Origin of the sequence: Peribacillus frigoritolerans (assembly GCF_030676415.1) — a bacterium.
Taxonomy (GTDB): Bacteria; Bacillota; Bacilli; order Bacillales; family DSM-1321; genus Peribacillus; species Peribacillus frigoritolerans_A.
Map to the genome: position 1 here is coordinate 15,866 of NZ_JAUUTW010000049.1, position 15,899 is coordinate 31,764.

Here is a 15,899-nt window from a genome sequence, read left to right on the forward strand (position 1 = left end):
GAGACAACCATGGAGACTTACATATTATCATTGGACCAGGGAACGACAAGTTCCCGGGCCATTTTATTTAATAAAAGCGGGGAAGTTTTGCACATTGCCCAAAAGGAATTCACTCAATATTTCCCGAATCCTGGATGGGTGGAGCATAATGCCAATGAAATTTGGGGTTCCATCCTAGCGGTAATCGCTTCCTGTTTATCGGAAATGAATGTAAAACCCGAACAGATTGCTGGAATTGGCATAACGAATCAACGGGAGACGACCGTGGTATGGGAAAAGGACACAGGTCAGCCGATACATCATGCCATCGTCTGGCAATCCCGGCAGACAAGCGAAATTTGCGCACAATTAAAGGATGAGGGTCTCGATGAATTATTTTTGCAGAAAACCGGTTTGTTGATTGATGCTTATTTTTCCGGCACAAAGGTGAAATGGATTCTCGACCATGTAGATGGTGCAAGGGAAAAAGCTGAAAACGGAGACTTATTGTTTGGTACGATCGATACGTGGCTGATATGGAAACTTACGGGTGGTAAAGCACATGTAACCGATTATTCGAATGCTTCAAGGACGCTGATGTATAACATTCATGATCTGAAGTGGGACGAAGAACTGCTGGAAATCCTGCAAGTGCCGCAATCCATGCTCCCGGATGTTCGCTCTTCATCGGAGATATACGGGAAAACAGCGCCACACCATTTCTTTGGACACGAAATCCCGATTGCGGGAGCAGCGGGAGATCAACAGGCCGCTTTGTTCGGCCAAGAATGCTTTGAAAAAGGAATGGCTAAGAATACGTATGGCACCGGATGCTTTATGCTGATGAATACAGGAGAAAAGGCAGTGAAATCAGAGCACGGCCTTTTGACCACGATTGCATGGGGGCTGAATGGAAAAGTCGAATATGCCTTGGAAGGCAGTATTTTTGTCGCAGGTTCGGCCATACAATGGTTAAGGGATGGGCTGAAACTCTTGCATGATCCGAAAGACAGTGAAAAGTATGCTTTGCGAGTCACTTCAGCCGATGGTGTCTATGTGGTTCCCGCATTTGTTGGATTAGGTACCCCTTATTGGGATAGTGATGTCAGGGGAGCTGTATTCGGACTGACAAGGGGGACAGCGAAGGAGCATTTCGTCCGGGCAACATTGGAAGCGTTGGCCTACCAGACAAAAGATGTCCTTAGCGCCATGGAAGTCGATTCAGGGATTAACCTAAAGGCATTGAGGGTCGATGGCGGGGTTGTCAAAAACAACTTCTTGATGGAATTTCAAAGCGGCCTACTGAATGTACCAGTCGAAAGGCCGGTTATTAGTGAAACGACAGCGTTAGGCGCAGCGTATTTGGCTGGACTCGCTGTCGGATATTGGGAAGATCAGGAAGAGATTTCAAAGCTATGGGCAGTCGATAAGAAATTCGAACCCAAGATGGAAGAACAGGAACGGAAGGATTTATATAATGGCTGGAAAAAGGCAGTTCAGGCGGCAAGGGTTTTTAAATAGAGTAAGTAAGGGTATTAATAGAGGAGAGAAGAATACAGAACGTCCAAGCTTAAAAAAGGGGTGGTAATATGTTAGTTAAGGATTTCATGATAAGGGAAGTCTATGTAGCCCGTCCTGATTTTACATTAAAGGAAATTCTGCGAATCTTAATCGAAAATAAAGTGGGCGGGGTACCGGTTGTGGATGACCATGATAAGCTATTGGGAATGGTGACGGACGGGGATATCCTTCGTTACTTGACACCTGCAGAGGAAGCCATCATGGGGTATTTCACCTACATTACGGTTCTTCCCGGTGAAGAATTGGATGAAAAGGTTACATCCAAAATGAATGATAAAGTCTCACAAATCATTAAAAATAAAAGGATTACAAAGCTATCCCCCGAAGATCCGTTAGTTGAATGGATAAAGGTCCTTTCCAAGCATCATTTCAAGAAAATCCCCGTCGTGGACAAAAATGATAAAGTCGTCGGCATCATCAGCAGGGGGGATGCACTTAGGGCCCTTTATAAGGAATTCGTTCAAAAGCTTGAATAAATGGAGCATCAAAAAAGGCCTGCTCGCTATCGAGCAGGCCTTTTTTGTAATCATCATTGAGTGCTTTCTACTGCCTTATCTGCATCAGAGTCACCTTTTGCTCTTTTTTCCTTCAATTCAAAGTAGGCGTCCATTACGTCCCGTCCGATCCGTTTGTTAATATCATCAGAGGGCTGGCCTTGATAAACCCATGGCACGACGACAGAGAATGCCACTTCCGGATTATTGTGAGGTGCATAACCTACAAGCGTCAGATTTATGGTTTCCAAGGGTTCACTATATTGATTTCTCCGCGGTCCGTCATAAAAGGCCTCGGCAGTACCCGTTTTTGCTGCCGCACGGTAGGATTTGCCGCCGAAATATTTATATGCCGTCCCGCCTGGCTCCTGGGCAACCTGTCTGAATCCTTCCTGGACACGCTGGATCCAAACATCTTTCCCGCCTAAATCGTTTAACACTTTGGGACTCATCGTTTTAAAGACGCTGCCCAATTCATTGTGTTCGTTGGATGGATTCCTGATTTCCTTGACCATATGGGGCTCAAGCCTTTTTCCGCCATTTGCAATCGTCGAAACATACTGTGCCAATTGCATTGGGGTATATGTATCATACTGCCCAATCGATAAATCCAGCAGCAATCCATCTGTAGACCTGTCGACGCCCTTAAATCCGACTGATTCGTTAGGCAGGTCGATGCCGGTACGGACACCCAATCCGAATTGGGCATAATGATTCCGCATGATGTCATAAGCTTCCCGGTTGATTCCTAACGGCTGGCGAGGGATATAATGACCGCCGGCAATTCTGATCGCCGTCATGAACATATAGACATTCGACGATTTCTTTAATGCAGAGACATCCGTTACATACCCTAAAGGGCTATAAGATTTTTTTGGTTCGGCACCGGCTAGTAAAAGTGGATGGTCATGAAAAGCCGACCCTGGTGCGATGGCTCCGGTCTGAAACCCCGTATAGACCGTAGCCCCTTTAACAGATGACCCCATCGTATAGGAGGTCGTAATGTTTCCAAGGGCAAAATCGTTCATTTCGGTCAATCCGGTCTTACTGTTACGGCCGTATTGCCTGCCGGCCATCGTAAGCACCTCGCCTGTATTCGGGTCCATTAAAACGACGAAGGCACGATCCAATAAGTAGGTATTTCCCCTAGCTTTAGCTCTGCGCAATTCGCTCTCGATGATTTTTTCAACCTGTTGCTGCAGCTCCATATCAATTGTAAGGACCAAGTCTTTTCCGCTTTGCCCTTCAGTGAGGGTATTCGTTTTGATGACTTCCCCTTTGCTCAGCACATTTTCAATCCGCGTCTTTTGACCGCGCAGGACATCTTCATATTGCTTTTCGATATAACTTTTTCCGACCCGGTCATTCCTGGTATAGTCGCGTGCCAGATAATAGTCAATATTTTCACTGGGAATGCCTTCTTCGGAAGAAGAGACCTTGCCAAGAACCGAGCGGAGGGTCTCATCATACTTATAGGTCCTTTCCCAATCCGTCGTTACATCCACGCCTGGCATTTCATCCAAATGTTCACTGACCCTGGCGAATTCTTGTGTGGTGACATCTTTATTCTTCACGATGGACGGTGCGAGGGCATAGCCACTATTGAATTCCCGGAAGATGGCGATCACTTCCAATTCATCCTTGGTGAATTCCTTGATATTCTCATCGGTTACCCGTTCCATTTGCAGTTTGTATAAACCTTTTTGCTCTAGTTTCTTTTCGATTACTTTCTTCCTCTCGGCCTTGGTGATCAAGGCTTCGGCTTCTTTCGGATGTTTTAAAATCCAAAAATCCTTTTTATCCGGTATTGTTACCTTTTTTGTATCTTTTTCTATCAAGGTAGCAAGGACCTCTGCCGTCTTCACCATATCTGCCGTTTTTGTATTCGGGTATTTAGTATAAGTGATGGCATTACGTGGCTCATTATCTACGACCGGATTCAAGTTGCGGTCATACATCTTTCCGCGGGGAACGGGGGTGTTGGCCACATCGTTTTCCGTTCGGTCGACTTCGCGGAGGTAATCATCCCCATACACGATTTGGACGATGCCAAGCCGGATTATTAAGCTTGAAAATAAAATGAATATTAAAAAGAACATAAAGTTCAGTCGGAAAGGAATTGGGGTTTTTTTCTTTTTTTCTTTGGCCATCAGTAACATTCCTTTCTAGTAAAAGTAAAAAATAAGAAAATTCCTATCTCCAATGATATATAAAATTAACTAATTTTTCTATGCTTTATCCGTAAATTTATCTATATTTCCAAAAAAATGTTTTGAAGTTATATAATTCCTAGAAAACTTATAATTGGGAAAAATGATACAAATATAATGGCAAATGAGATCCAAAGGGGTTTTAATAGATAAAGAGAGGGCGAAGCGGCACAGCGACAATCATGAGGAGGGATCATGCATGGGTCACTCATGTGATAAAGGGGAACATAAACCAAGGCACTTGGCAAGAAGTCTTGTAAATGAACGATTAATGACTATACCCCTTAGAATCCAATACAACGACTTAAGTACCATGATTTTATGTAAGCATTAATTTGCTTCATATTTCCTAACGGGAGTGTGAGTCGTCACACTGATAATCTCTTGGAAATATCCGCATAGCTCAAGCCATTTTTCAGGGTAAATATAGATGAACCGTTCGATCGTTTCTAGAGAGTGAAGCACCAGGCAATCGATTTGATCCGTTTTTTTATTTTGTAAATTGAATAGAAGCTCATGCGGGATGGTGTAATAAGGATGGATTTGATACGGATTCAGTATGACCGGGGAAATATTCTTCTCTTCCATATACTTGTCCGTCACAATCATTTGGATTGCAAAGCTTTCATTTGTATGTAAATCCCCGATTTTGTAATTTGGATTCAATAATACAATGCCCCTCATTTGATTCACCCATTCTTTTTGCTAACCATTCTTGCCAAATGGAGGATGGGATATTCAAAGTAAGAGGCTTGATGCTAGAAAATGGCTTTCATTCCGTTAAGAGTTTTGAGCTGATTGACATTTTCGAGCACCTTGTTGGTCAGGTCCGCCTTTTTAATAATCGGTGTGCTTCGTAAATCTTCTATGAAGCTTTCATTCGTGAACCAATCAATGGAAGGGGGAGGAAAGAATCGTTGATCAGCCCATGCATCATGAAGAGTGGGGCTGTAGATTTTATCATTTTTTGACGTGGATGCATCTGAGGTATATATGCTTCCCCAGTAATCCTCTCTGGAACCCGTGTGCGGGACCTCTTTTGTAAATTGGCCAACACCGCGAAAAACAACCGGATGCTGAAAAAGAAGCTCATATAATAATTTTCCCGTTTCAATACGCTGTTTCGGGTCGGCAAAGCGTTCAACGGTCAGGCCGGTCAAGGAATGAAGTCCGTTTCGTTTCTTCTCATAAGGAAAGATGACTTTCACGAAGCCTAAGTATTCCTGAAGCTGAAAATCAAGCCTTCGGAGGATTTCACCATGACGGGTGCGTTTTAATATCCTTTCCTGAAGCATTCTTTGTTCATTAATGATAAGGGCCGTTGTCAAAAGGGGTGAATGGGGCTCTTCGATGAAAGATTCCCAAATCGGGGCCATGAATCTTGAAATGCGGAAAACTGGTAAATACCTTTTTAGCGGAAATTCTTTTAGTTTAGAATGTTCATATAAAAGAAGCTGTGGGAAGGCATCCGCAAATATCGCTGAATTGGCGCGCTCAAGGAACAGGAAAAATTTCTGCCGTTCCGCATTGTCAAGGAGACGGGTCATGGATGAACTTTTCAAGTCAGTCATATGGTATCCTCCATTCCTCGAAACCATATGTGCTAAAAAGGCCCAATGGACCTCAGGATTACGATTGTAAAAGGCAAGATATGCTTGTGTTCTTGTGATATTGTTCCGGTTCAAGACAGTCGTCTCGGTTCGAATGCTTTTTATCAGAGCGGTTTCCTCAGGAAAGAAAGCTTTTGACCCATCAAAAGGCTGAAAAAGCTCTTTTTGTAAACGAGATCTTAGCGTGTCATATTTTTCAGCATCGATGATGGGTTTTGTTTTGACTGGGGGTTTGCCAATCAGCTTCTGCAAATATTGGGGGAGCATACAATCACCACGAATGTTTTTCGATCATTATATGCAGAGCCGTCAAGAAAGGGGCGTTGCATTTGCAACGCCCTCAAGGTGATTATTAGTGGTTTTCTTTTGTCATCCGTTATTTTTCTTCTTCTTTTCCCGGTACAATAAAATATAATAAACTATCCAGAAAAGAAACACAGGAATGAAGGATAAAAATCTATATTGGACCGGTACGGCAAATAAGATGAAAATGGATGAAAATAAAAAGGGAACCGCCAGGAGTATATATTTTCTCCACTGCATATGCTGAACCTCCTTAGGTTACGTCATCCTTATAAGAATAAAGGATTATCCATCAATAATCTAGAAAAGTCACAATTGACAAAAATATGCAAAAGTAGTAATCTTTAAACACAAGTTAAATATTACCATTAATTAATGAAAAAGGAGGCGAACGTCATGACTAAATCAGTTAAGCACAGTGATGTCACAATCGAATATCATACGTCCGCCTGCCCTGAGACCTTGTCTTTCTAGACAAAGGATTCGACGTGTTCATTGATCATTTTAAAGCGCAGGTTGTGGAATTTTCGCGGCCTGCGCTTTTATATGTGTTATTCGCATTTAAAAAAGCTTCCGCTAATTGGCGGGGGCTTTTTGGCATTTGGGATACAGGTGCATTAGCATCCTTTCCGTATAAAAGATTAGGAGGAATTTTAAATGAGACAGAAGACATTGGAAATCTTATTGCAACCCGGAGATCCAGAAAGCGGTTAGCGAGTGTAAGGTTTGACCAAAAGGGAGGGGAATTCATGTTTGCGATTTTTAAAAAGCTGTCCTGGTTCTTTAAAGAACAGTGGCAGCGTTATACCTTGGCGATTTTATTTCTATGTCTAGTGAATATCTTGGAGGTTATCCCGCCAAAACTTGTCGGGAATGCCATCGATGATATGAACAATGGCAGCATGACGCAGGAAGGGGTCATGAAATACGTTATTTATTTGCTCATGGTACTGAGCGGCAGTTACCTATTTGGTTACTTATGGAGTTATCTGTTATTTGGCGGCGGAAACTTGGTCGAACGAAAACTAAGGTCCGGGTTTATGGGCCATTTGCTGAAAATGACGCCGACTTTTTATGAAAAAAATCGTACAGGGGATTTAATGGCAAGGGCAACCAATGATCTAAAGGCAATATCCCTCACTGCTGGTTTCGGGATATTGACCCTCGTTGACTCGGTGCTGTTCACCATTACGGTTGTAGTCATGATGGGAGCCACGATCAGCTGGCAGTTGACGATTGCGGCGGTGCTGCCGCTTCCGATCATGGCAGTGATGATGCAAATTTACGTGAAGAAAATTTACAAACGTTTTACGGATGCACAAGCAGCCTTTGGTACTTTAAATGACAAAGTCCTGGAATCCATTTCAGGTGTCCGTGTTATCCGGGCCTATGTCCAGGAACGGGAAGATGAAAAGCGATTTGATGAAATGACAGAGGATGTATATCGCAAAAATCTAGCTGTGGCAAGAATCGACGCCCTCTTTGATCCGACGATCAGCATTATCATCGGCATCAGTTATTTAATCGGGTTGGGCTACGGGGCTTATCTTGCGTTTCAACAGGCCATAACGCTTGGCGGACTTGTTTCGTTCAATGTGTACCTAGGCATGTTAATTTGGCCGATGATCGCGGTGGGGGAACTGATCAATGTCATGCAAAGGGGAAATGCTTCGCTGGACCGTGTTCAGGATACCCTTTCATATGAAGCGGATGTGAAGAATTCATCGGGTCTTGAGAATATTCCGAATCCGGGAAATATCCAATACAATTCAGTGAATTTTACATACCCTTCCTCATCGGTTGTGAACCTATCCAATATTTCCGTACAGCTTGAGCGCGGTCAAACATTGGGGATAGTAGGGAAAACAGGTAGTGGAAAAACGACATTCGTGAAGCAATTGCTGCGGGAATATCCTTTAGGAACAGGTGAAATTGCTTTTGCAGGCATCCCGCTGGAGCAACTGAACCTTGAAGATATTCGTAAATGGATCGGCTACGTTCCACAGGACCATTTTTTATTCTCGAAGTCTGTTAGGGAAAATATCTTATTCGGTAAAATGGATGCAACGGAAGATGAACTGGCTGAAGCTATCCGGCTTGCGGATTTTGAGAAGGACTTAATGATGCTGCCTAACCGTCTTGAGACACTCGTCGGTGAGAAGGGTGTCGCTCTATCTGGAGGGCAAAAGCAGAGGATCTCGATTGCCAGGGCACTGATCAAAAATCCGGAAATCCTTATCTTGGATGATTCCTTATCCGCTGTAGATGCAAAAACGGAAACGACGATCATCGAAAATATCCAAAATGAACGGGCAGGGAAAACGACCATCATCACAACCCATCGCTTATCAGCCGTTCAGCACGCGGACAGGATTATCGTGTTGGACAGCGGAGAGGTCATCGAAGAGGGGACTCATGCGGAGTTACTGCAGAATGATGGCTGGTATAGGGAACAATATGAACGACAGCAGGTTGACGAAGGGACGGAGGTGAAGGCATGAAGGTCGTAAAGAAACTTTTTAATTATGCTGCCCTTTATAAAAAATTGATCATTGGCGCCCTGATCATGCTGGCACTTTCGGTAGCGGCCGATTTAACGGGTCCTTTCGTTGCCAAGAAAATCATCGATTCCCATATACTTGGCATCGAATCATCCTGGTATGAAGCGGGTAAAGGAAAAGATGCCGTTAAGTATGATGGGAATTGGTATAAACGGGCTGATTACTTTGCAAAAGGTGAGAAGAAAGGCAGGGAGGTCCATGTTCTGCAGGTTGGCAATCAATTTGTCTTCGTAAATGAAGCTGTACCCATCGATGGGCGCAGAACCTTGGAGAACCAATCGTTGATCATCAAAAAAGACGGGAAAGAGCACCGTACGCAAGCAGTGAAATTGACGAGTCAGGAAGTGATGCAGTTTTACCAACCGGAAATCCCGCGGATCATTAAGCTTGTGGCTTTTTATTTTAGCCTTGTCATCCTTTCCTCCATTTTTCAATATGGGCAGAGTTTTTATTTACAGAAAGCGGCGAATCGAATCATACAGAAGATGCGAAATGATATTTTCACGCATATTTCCCGTCTGCCAATACGTTATTTCGATAATATGCCAGCGGGGAAAGTTGTAGCCAGGGTCACTAATGATACGGAAGCGATCCGGGAACTATATGTAACCGTGCTTGCCAACTTCTTCTCGAGTACAATTAATATCTTCGGCGTTCTGATTGCTTTGTATATTCTGGATCCACGAGTCGGTACCATTGGCCTTTTACTTATTCCGATCATCGTTATCTGGACGATGGTATACCGTAAATTCGCCTCGAAATATAATCACATCATTCGGGAACGGGTCAGCGATATTAATGGGATGATCAATGAATCCATTTCAGGAATGAGCATCATTCAGGCATTTGGACGTGAAAAGGAAACGAAGCAATCTTTTGAAAATCTGAACAGGGAGCATTATTCCTATCAAAATAAAATGCTCCATTTGAATTCGTTGACGGGTGGAAACTTGATTGGTGTCATTAAGGTTTTGGCGCTAATGGCATTCGTCTGGTATTTCGGCGGGATTTCCCTTACAGCAAGTTCGGCCATTTCCTTAGGGATGATGTATGCAATTGTGGATTTGATCAGCCGCCTGCTTCATCCGCTTCATGGAATCGTCAATCAGTTCGCCAATCTTGAACAGGCACTTGTTGCTGGGGAGCGCGCATTCAGTTTATTGGATGAGCAGGGATTAGCAGTCAGTGATGAAAACATTTCCAGATATAAAGGAAACGTGCAATTCGAAAATGTATCATTTGGATATAAGGATAATGAATATGTGTTAAGGGACATTTCCTTCTCTGCTAAACAAGGGGAAACGGTCGCTTTAGTTGGCCATACTGGTTCAGGAAAAAGTTCCATAATGAATTTATTGTTCCGCTTTTATGACAGTAGTGAAGGACAAATTAAAATTGATGGCAGGAATATATTGGATATCCCCCATCAGACGCTTAGGGAGCATATGGGAATCGTCCTTCAGGATCCTTATTTATTTACTGGCACCATCGCCTCCAATATCAGTCTGAATCATAAAGGCATCACAAGGGAAATGGTTGAAAAATCATTAAGAGATGTTGGGGGGGACAAAGTGCTGAAGCATCTTCCTTTAGGACTGGACGAACCCGTGATCGAAAAAGGAGGAACGCTGTCTTCCGGACAGCGTCAGCTAATCTCATTTGCCCGTGCCCTTGCATTCAATCCGGCCATATTGATCTTGGATGAAGCGACAGCAAGCATCGACACCGAAACCGAGGCAATTATCCAGGAGGGTATGGAAGTGCTGAAAAAAGGGAGAACGACCTTCATCATTGCACATAGGCTTTCCACGATAAAAAATGCCGACCAAATTCTTGTACTGGAAAAAGGGCGGATTGCTGAGCAAGGTACACATGAGGAATTAATGGAACTGAAAGGGAAGTACTATCAAATGTATGAACTGCAGGCAGGTCCGCATAAAGGCATGGCTGGCTGAACACATTTGAATAAGGGTGGATCATCTGGATTAAACTATAATGAAGGTACCGACTTTTGGTACCCTCGAGCATAATGATTGATAATAGTAATCATTACGTTTAACATATACCTATACTGACGATGAGGTGATAATAGTGAAACAAGAAATTCATCCCGATTATCAACAAGTGGTATTCATGGATACCAACAGTGGGTATAAATTTTTGACAGGCTCCACGAAGACGTCCAATGAAACGATCGTTTGGGAAGACGGCCAAACATATCCCTTATTAAAAGTGGAAATCAGCTCGGATACGCACCCTTATTATACTGGAAAGCAGAAGTTTGCTGAAAAAGGCGGACGGGTGGATCGCTTCCTGGATAAATATAATATGAAGAAATAAGAGTCAGGCCATCGGGAAATCGATGGCCTTTTTTTATGTCTGGGTTGAAAAAGAGTGACTAATGATGCAAGGAAAAAGGGTGCCCATAATATATGAGGCACCCATCCTTTAATCATTTTGCAGCAATTGCTTCCCCTTTTGCAATATTTACGAGGGCAGCATCGAAGTCCTTTATTAAATCGTCCGGATTTTCAAGTCCGACAGAGAGGCGGAGCAAGCTGTTCGTGATGCCTCGCTTTTCCCTTTCATCAGCAGGCATGGCAGCATGGGACATTTTGGCCGGGTAGGATAATATAGATTCGACCGCTCCTAGGCTTACGGCAAAAACAGGGAGCTCGACAGTGTTCACGAAAGAACGGAAGATTTCCTCACTTTCCAATTCAAATGATAGGACCGCCCCTGCTCCAAGCGACTGTCCTTTCTGGATGGCGTGCTGTGGATGATCGGCAAGACCGGGATAATACACTTTTTTCACCAAGGGCTGCTCCTTTAAGTAGGCTGCAATCTTTTCTGCCCCTTTTTGTGAATGTTCCATTCTAACTGACAAGGTTTTCAGACCTCTCATTACAAGCCAGGCATCCTGGACACCAAGGACCGCTCCAAAGGAGTTTTGGAGGGAACCGAGTCTTACCGCCAATTCCGGATCTTTCACTACCGCAAGCCCAGCTACCACATCACTATGTCCGGATAAAAACTTCGTCGCGCTATGAAGGACAACATCAGCGCCCAGATTCAGTGGTTTTTGCAAGGCTGGCGTCAAGAATGTATTATCAACAAAACTTAAGGCACCGGCTTTTTTTGCGATATCACATACGGCTTGAATATCGGTCACTTTAAGTAACGGATTTGAAGGCGTTTCGATATATATGGCCCTGGTATTTGGCTGAACGGCCGCTTTGACGCTTTCAAGGTCAGTCATGTCAACGAAGGTATGCTCAATATTGAAACGGGTCAATACGCTTGTGACCATCCTGAACGTTCCGCCATACACATCTTCGGAAATGACGATATGGTCTCCGGCAGACAATAGCAGGAAAGCTGTTGAAATGGCAGCCATACCTGATGAAAAGGCAAAGCCATGAGTGCCTTCCTCAAGTTCGGCAATGATATCTTCAAGTGCCTCGCGAGTTGGGTTTCCGCTTCTGCTGTAATCATATTTGCCGAATTGATCGATATCGGATTGATGGAAAGTCGATGCGTGTTGAATGGGGACGCTCACACCGCCCGTTGCCGGATCGAATTTATGTTGATTATGAAGTAATTTGGTTTCAAAGCTAAAATCATGACCTGTCATCGTAGTGCCTCCCTCTTTACATGTGCGAATGCTTGCTGTAAGTCACCAATCAAATCATCGCTATCTTCGATGCCAACGGAGAAGCGGAGCAGGCGATTACAAACCCCATTTGCCGTTCTTACTTCAAGCGGTATATCGGCATGTGTTTGTGTGGCGGGATAGGTGATGAAGCTTTCGACCCCTCCAAGACTTTCTGCAAAAGAAATTAATGAGAGCGATTGTAAAAATGGGTTGATCGCCGCTTCATCAATGATACGGAATGAAATCATGCCGCCTCTGCCGGGATACAATACGTCCGTAACACAATCCTGTTCCGATAAGTAATCTACAAGTATCTTGGCATTCTTTTCATGCCGCTCCATCCGCAATGCCAAGGTTTTCATTCCGCGCATCAACAGCCAAGAATCAAATGGGCTCAAGACTGCTCCAGTACCATTATGATGGAAGGCAAGTGCATCACATAATTCAGCGCCGCTAGCAACGATCAGTCCGGCGAGCACATCATTATGACCACCGAGATACTTGGTTGCACTGTGAATCACAATATCCGCTCCAAGCAGGATGGGTTGTTGAATAAGAGGCGTGTAAAAAGTGTTATCAACGATTAACAATAAATTATATCGTTTGGCCAATGCGGCAACGGCGCTAATATCCGTTTGCTGCATAAGAGGGTTAGTGGGAGTTTCGATGAAGATGGCTTTCGTGTGAGGAGTGATGGCTTTTTCGATATCCTCCAAACAACAAGTGTTTACATAGTTACACTGCAACCCCCATTTTTTAAAACCTTGTTCTAACAGACGATATGTACCGCCATAAAGATCTTCGCTGACAATCCATGCATCACCAGATTTAAAAAGGGCGAGTATTGTGGAAATGGCGGCCATTCCTGAACTGCAGGCATAACCTTGGTCGCCTTTTTCCAGATCGGCGATGGAACGCTCCAATAGCTGGCGTGTAGGATTACCTGTCCTTGTGTAGTCGAATCCCGTCGATTGGCCAATTCCTTCGTGGCGAAAAGCTGTTGAAAAGTATACCGGCGGATTGACTGTTCCTGTCGCCGTTTCGCTGCGATTTCCTAATTGAGCAAGATATGTTTCAGTTTTGTACATGGTTTTCACTGCTCCTTTGAGTTATATAGAATAAAAAAAAGTCTTCTTTAAGAAGAAGACTTTGATTAAGTAGGGACGAGTCATTCTTCTTATCTTCCAAGTTCACAAACTTGTGGAATTAGCACCTTTTCATTGGTTTGAAACAAATGAAGGTTGCTGAGGTGTCATCGGGCCATTCCCTCTACCTCTCTCGATAAGAGTTTAGATTATTCAATTTCTTTTGAATTTACTATATATACAAAATGCTGTCAAGAACATTTTGTGATGGATAATGCTTTGATGTTCATGACTAGGTCAATTGGAGCCTAGCGGTGTCAACACTTTATGTGTCTTAAAAAGAATATCCGAATTTTCATATAAAAATGAGGAATCATGGGTTTTTCAGAAAAATGGAAAGGGTCAGCCGGATATTTTTGCTTTAAAATAATAAAGTTTGTACAATGTATGGAAGAAAGAATAATACGACATTATTCATTTCATATGCAAAAGGTCTTCAATGAATAGTGCAAACATAGGAGGAGAACACATGGAATACAGAATCGAACGAGATACGATGGGTGAAGTGAAAGTTCCTGCTGATAAATATTGGGGAGCACAAACTGAGAGAAGCCGAAACAATTTCAAAATCGGTAACGAAAAAATGCCGATTGAATTAGTTCGTGCATTTGCATACGTTAAACAAGCTGCGGCAAAGGTGAACTATGATCTTGGTGATCTTTCGGAAGTTAAAAAGAATGCCATCGTCAAGATCTGCGGCGAAATCCTTGAAGGTACGCTGGATGAACATTTCCCGCTTGTAGTTTGGCAAACGGGAAGCGGCACGCAAAGTAATATGAACGTGAATGAAGTGGTCGCTAACAAAGGGAATGAATGGTTAAAAGAAAATGGTGAATCGGAAACCCTTCACCCGAATGATGATGTTAACAAGGCACAAAGCTCAAATGATACTTTCCCGACCGCCATGCATATTGCAGCCTTTATGGAAGTCGCTGAAAAATTGGTTCCTGCCATCAAAGCACTTCGTGATACATTCGATACAAAAGAAAAAGAATTTTGGGATGTCGTGAAAATTGGCCGGACACATCTTCAAGATGCTACGCCATTAACATTAGGACAAGAAATTTCCGGTTGGAAAGCAATGCTCGATAAAGATCTAGCGATGATTGAGGAGAGCAGCCAAAAATTATTGAACCTTGCACTAGGCGGAACGGCTGTAGGAACGGGAATCAATACAAAGAAAGAATTCCCGGGACTTTCTGCCAAACAAATTGCAGCGGATACAGGATATCCTTTTGTCACATCCGATAATAAATTCCATGCATTGACAAGCCATAATGAAATCGTCTACGCACACGGTGCTTTGAAAGCATTGGCAGCGGATTTAATGAAAATTGCGAACGATGTCAGATGGCTGGCAAGTGGTCCAAGAAGCGGAATCGGCGAAATAGCCATTCCAGAAAACGAGCCAGGCAGCTCCATCATGCCTGGTAAAGTCAATCCAACACAAAGTGAAGCGCTTACCATGATCGCAACACAAATCGTGGGTAACGATGCTACAATTGGCTTTGCAGCAAGCCAAGGTAACTTTGAATTGAATGTATTCAAACCAGTCATCATCTATAACTTCCTGCAAACGGTCAAATTATTGACGGAAGGCATTCATTCATTCAACAATAATTGTGCGGTGGGCATCACTGCAAATGAAGATAAAATAAAAGAAAATGTAGAACGTTCCCTTATGTTGGTAACAGCATTGAACCCGCATATTGGTTATGAAAAAGCAGCCAAGATCGCCAAAACTGCATTCAAGGACAACTCTACGTTAAAAGAAGCGGCGTTGAAATTGGAGTTCCTGACGGAAGATGAATTCAAAGCATGGGTCGATCCTGCTAACATGGTTAATAAATAATTGCATAGAAGTGCCCTCCCTCTGGTAATAGGGAGGGTGTTTCCATGTGTTAAAATAATGGAATCAACAAATACTGAGATCATAAGTATCCGGAACAGGAGGAAAAATAATGTCTTTATGCCCCCTTTGCAACGGTCTAAGAAAAATTCATGTGAATTGCCCGGAATGCGGCAGTGATCTTGATGATAAAGGGAAATTCATGGACTACGCTGATGATTACAGTGCTTATATGGATATCGACATACTTAAAGAAAACGACGGATATCCTCAATCCCTTCAAAAAGGCCAATGCCCGCATCTCATGAAATGCTCTAAATGCGGACATGATGAAGTGGTATTGGTCCAGGAATAAAATTTGAATAAACGGAAAAAGACCCATTCATGTGAACTGCACCCCAATTGTTAGACAACATCTAACAATTGGAGGTGCAGTTTTTTTGACTAAATATACGATAGACGAAAAATCAAATGCAGTTTTAGAGTACTTAGAAGGGAAAAAATCCTATAAA

The 15,899-nt window shown here is 43.2% G+C and carries 13 protein-coding genes and 1 riboswitch; of the genes, 7 read left to right on the forward strand and 6 right to left on the reverse strand.

Annotation, left to right across the window (positions count from 1 at the left end; genetic code table 11):
- Nucleotides 1–9: 9 nt before the first annotated feature.
- Both glpK and Q8G36_RS26660 read left to right on the forward strand, forming a co-directional pair.
- The gene (gene glpK, locus Q8G36_RS26655) at nucleotides 10–1,500 is read left to right on the forward strand and encodes a glycerol kinase GlpK (protein WP_305162800.1); all 1,491 of its coding nucleotides are present in this window, start codon (nucleotides 10–12) and stop codon (nucleotides 1,498–1,500) included.
- A 68-nt stretch (nucleotides 1,501–1,568) separates the two neighbouring features.
- Entirely contained in the window at nucleotides 1,569–2,036 is a 468-nt protein-coding gene (locus tag Q8G36_RS26660; RefSeq protein ID WP_305162799.1) for a CBS domain-containing protein, read from the forward strand.
- A 53-nt stretch (nucleotides 2,037–2,089) separates the two neighbouring features.
- Here Q8G36_RS26660 and Q8G36_RS26665 read toward each other — a convergent pair whose 3' ends face one another.
- The 4 genes from Q8G36_RS26665 to Q8G36_RS26680 all read right to left on the reverse strand — a co-directional run bounded on the left by Q8G36_RS26665 (nucleotide 2,090) and on the right by Q8G36_RS26680 (nucleotide 6,417).
- On the reverse strand, nucleotides 2,090–4,204 hold the full coding sequence (locus tag Q8G36_RS26665; RefSeq protein ID WP_305162798.1) for a peptidoglycan D,D-transpeptidase FtsI family protein: 2,115 nt from the start codon (nucleotides 4,202–4,204) through the stop codon (nucleotides 2,090–2,092).
- A gap of 390 nt (nucleotides 4,205–4,594) precedes the next feature.
- Complete coding sequence (locus Q8G36_RS26670) at nucleotides 4,595–4,948, reverse strand: hypothetical protein (RefSeq protein WP_305162797.1); 354 nt, start codon at nucleotides 4,946–4,948, stop codon at nucleotides 4,595–4,597.
- Nucleotides 4,949–5,022: 74 nt separating this feature from the next.
- The gene (locus tag Q8G36_RS26675; RefSeq protein WP_305162796.1) at nucleotides 5,023–6,141 is read right to left on the reverse strand and encodes a DUF2515 family protein; all 1,119 of its coding nucleotides are present in this window, start codon (nucleotides 6,139–6,141) and stop codon (nucleotides 5,023–5,025) included.
- A 102-nt stretch (nucleotides 6,142–6,243) separates the two neighbouring features.
- Nucleotides 6,244–6,417, reverse strand: a complete 174-nt coding sequence (locus Q8G36_RS26680) for a hypothetical protein (protein WP_305162795.1) — start codon at nucleotides 6,415–6,417, stop codon at nucleotides 6,244–6,246.
- 509 nt (nucleotides 6,418–6,926) lie between these two features.
- Here Q8G36_RS26680 and Q8G36_RS26685 point away from each other — a divergent pair.
- From Q8G36_RS26685 to Q8G36_RS26695, 3 genes are all read left to right on the forward strand, one after another.
- A complete protein-coding gene (locus tag Q8G36_RS26685) occupies nucleotides 6,927–8,678 on the forward strand; it encodes an ABC transporter ATP-binding protein (RefSeq protein WP_305162794.1) in 1,752 nt (583 codons plus the stop codon).
- Nucleotides 8,675–10,693, forward strand: a complete 2,019-nt coding sequence (locus Q8G36_RS26690; RefSeq protein WP_305162793.1) for an ABC transporter ATP-binding protein — start codon at nucleotides 8,675–8,677, stop codon at nucleotides 10,691–10,693. The genes Q8G36_RS26685 and Q8G36_RS26690 overlap by 4 nt, the downstream gene beginning before the upstream one ends.
- A gap of 136 nt (nucleotides 10,694–10,829) precedes the next feature.
- Complete coding sequence (locus Q8G36_RS26695; protein WP_034314776.1) at nucleotides 10,830–11,078, forward strand: type B 50S ribosomal protein L31; 249 nt, start codon at nucleotides 10,830–10,832, stop codon at nucleotides 11,076–11,078.
- A 112-nt stretch (nucleotides 11,079–11,190) separates the two neighbouring features.
- On the opposite strand, the gene metC is transcribed toward Q8G36_RS26695, so the two are convergent.
- Nucleotides 11,191–12,372: a cystathionine beta-lyase gene (gene metC / locus Q8G36_RS26700; protein ID WP_305162792.1), complete on the reverse strand. Its 1,182-nt coding sequence runs from the start codon at nucleotides 12,370–12,372 to the stop codon at nucleotides 11,191–11,193.
- Entirely contained in the window at nucleotides 12,369–13,481 is a 1,113-nt protein-coding gene (locus Q8G36_RS26705) for a methionine biosynthesis PLP-dependent protein (protein WP_305162791.1), read from the reverse strand. Before Q8G36_RS26705 ends, metC begins: the two co-directional genes overlap by 4 nt.
- Before the next feature lie 86 nt (nucleotides 13,482–13,567).
- A riboswitch (SAM riboswitch) is annotated at nucleotides 13,568–13,681 on the reverse strand.
- Nucleotides 13,682–14,007: 326 nt separating this feature from the next.
- On the opposite strand from Q8G36_RS26705, the gene fumC reads away from it, so the two are divergent.
- Together fumC and Q8G36_RS26715 are read left to right on the forward strand one after the other, a co-directional pair.
- Complete coding sequence (gene fumC, locus Q8G36_RS26710; protein WP_251433265.1) at nucleotides 14,008–15,390, forward strand: class II fumarate hydratase; 1,383 nt, start codon at nucleotides 14,008–14,010, stop codon at nucleotides 15,388–15,390.
- A 109-nt stretch (nucleotides 15,391–15,499) separates the two neighbouring features.
- Nucleotides 15,500–15,742 carry a hypothetical protein gene (locus Q8G36_RS26715; protein ID WP_305162790.1) on the forward strand — a complete coding sequence of 81 codons (243 nt, stop codon included), beginning with the start codon at nucleotides 15,500–15,502 and terminating at the stop codon, nucleotides 15,740–15,742.
- Nucleotides 15,743–15,899 lie beyond the last annotated feature (157 nt).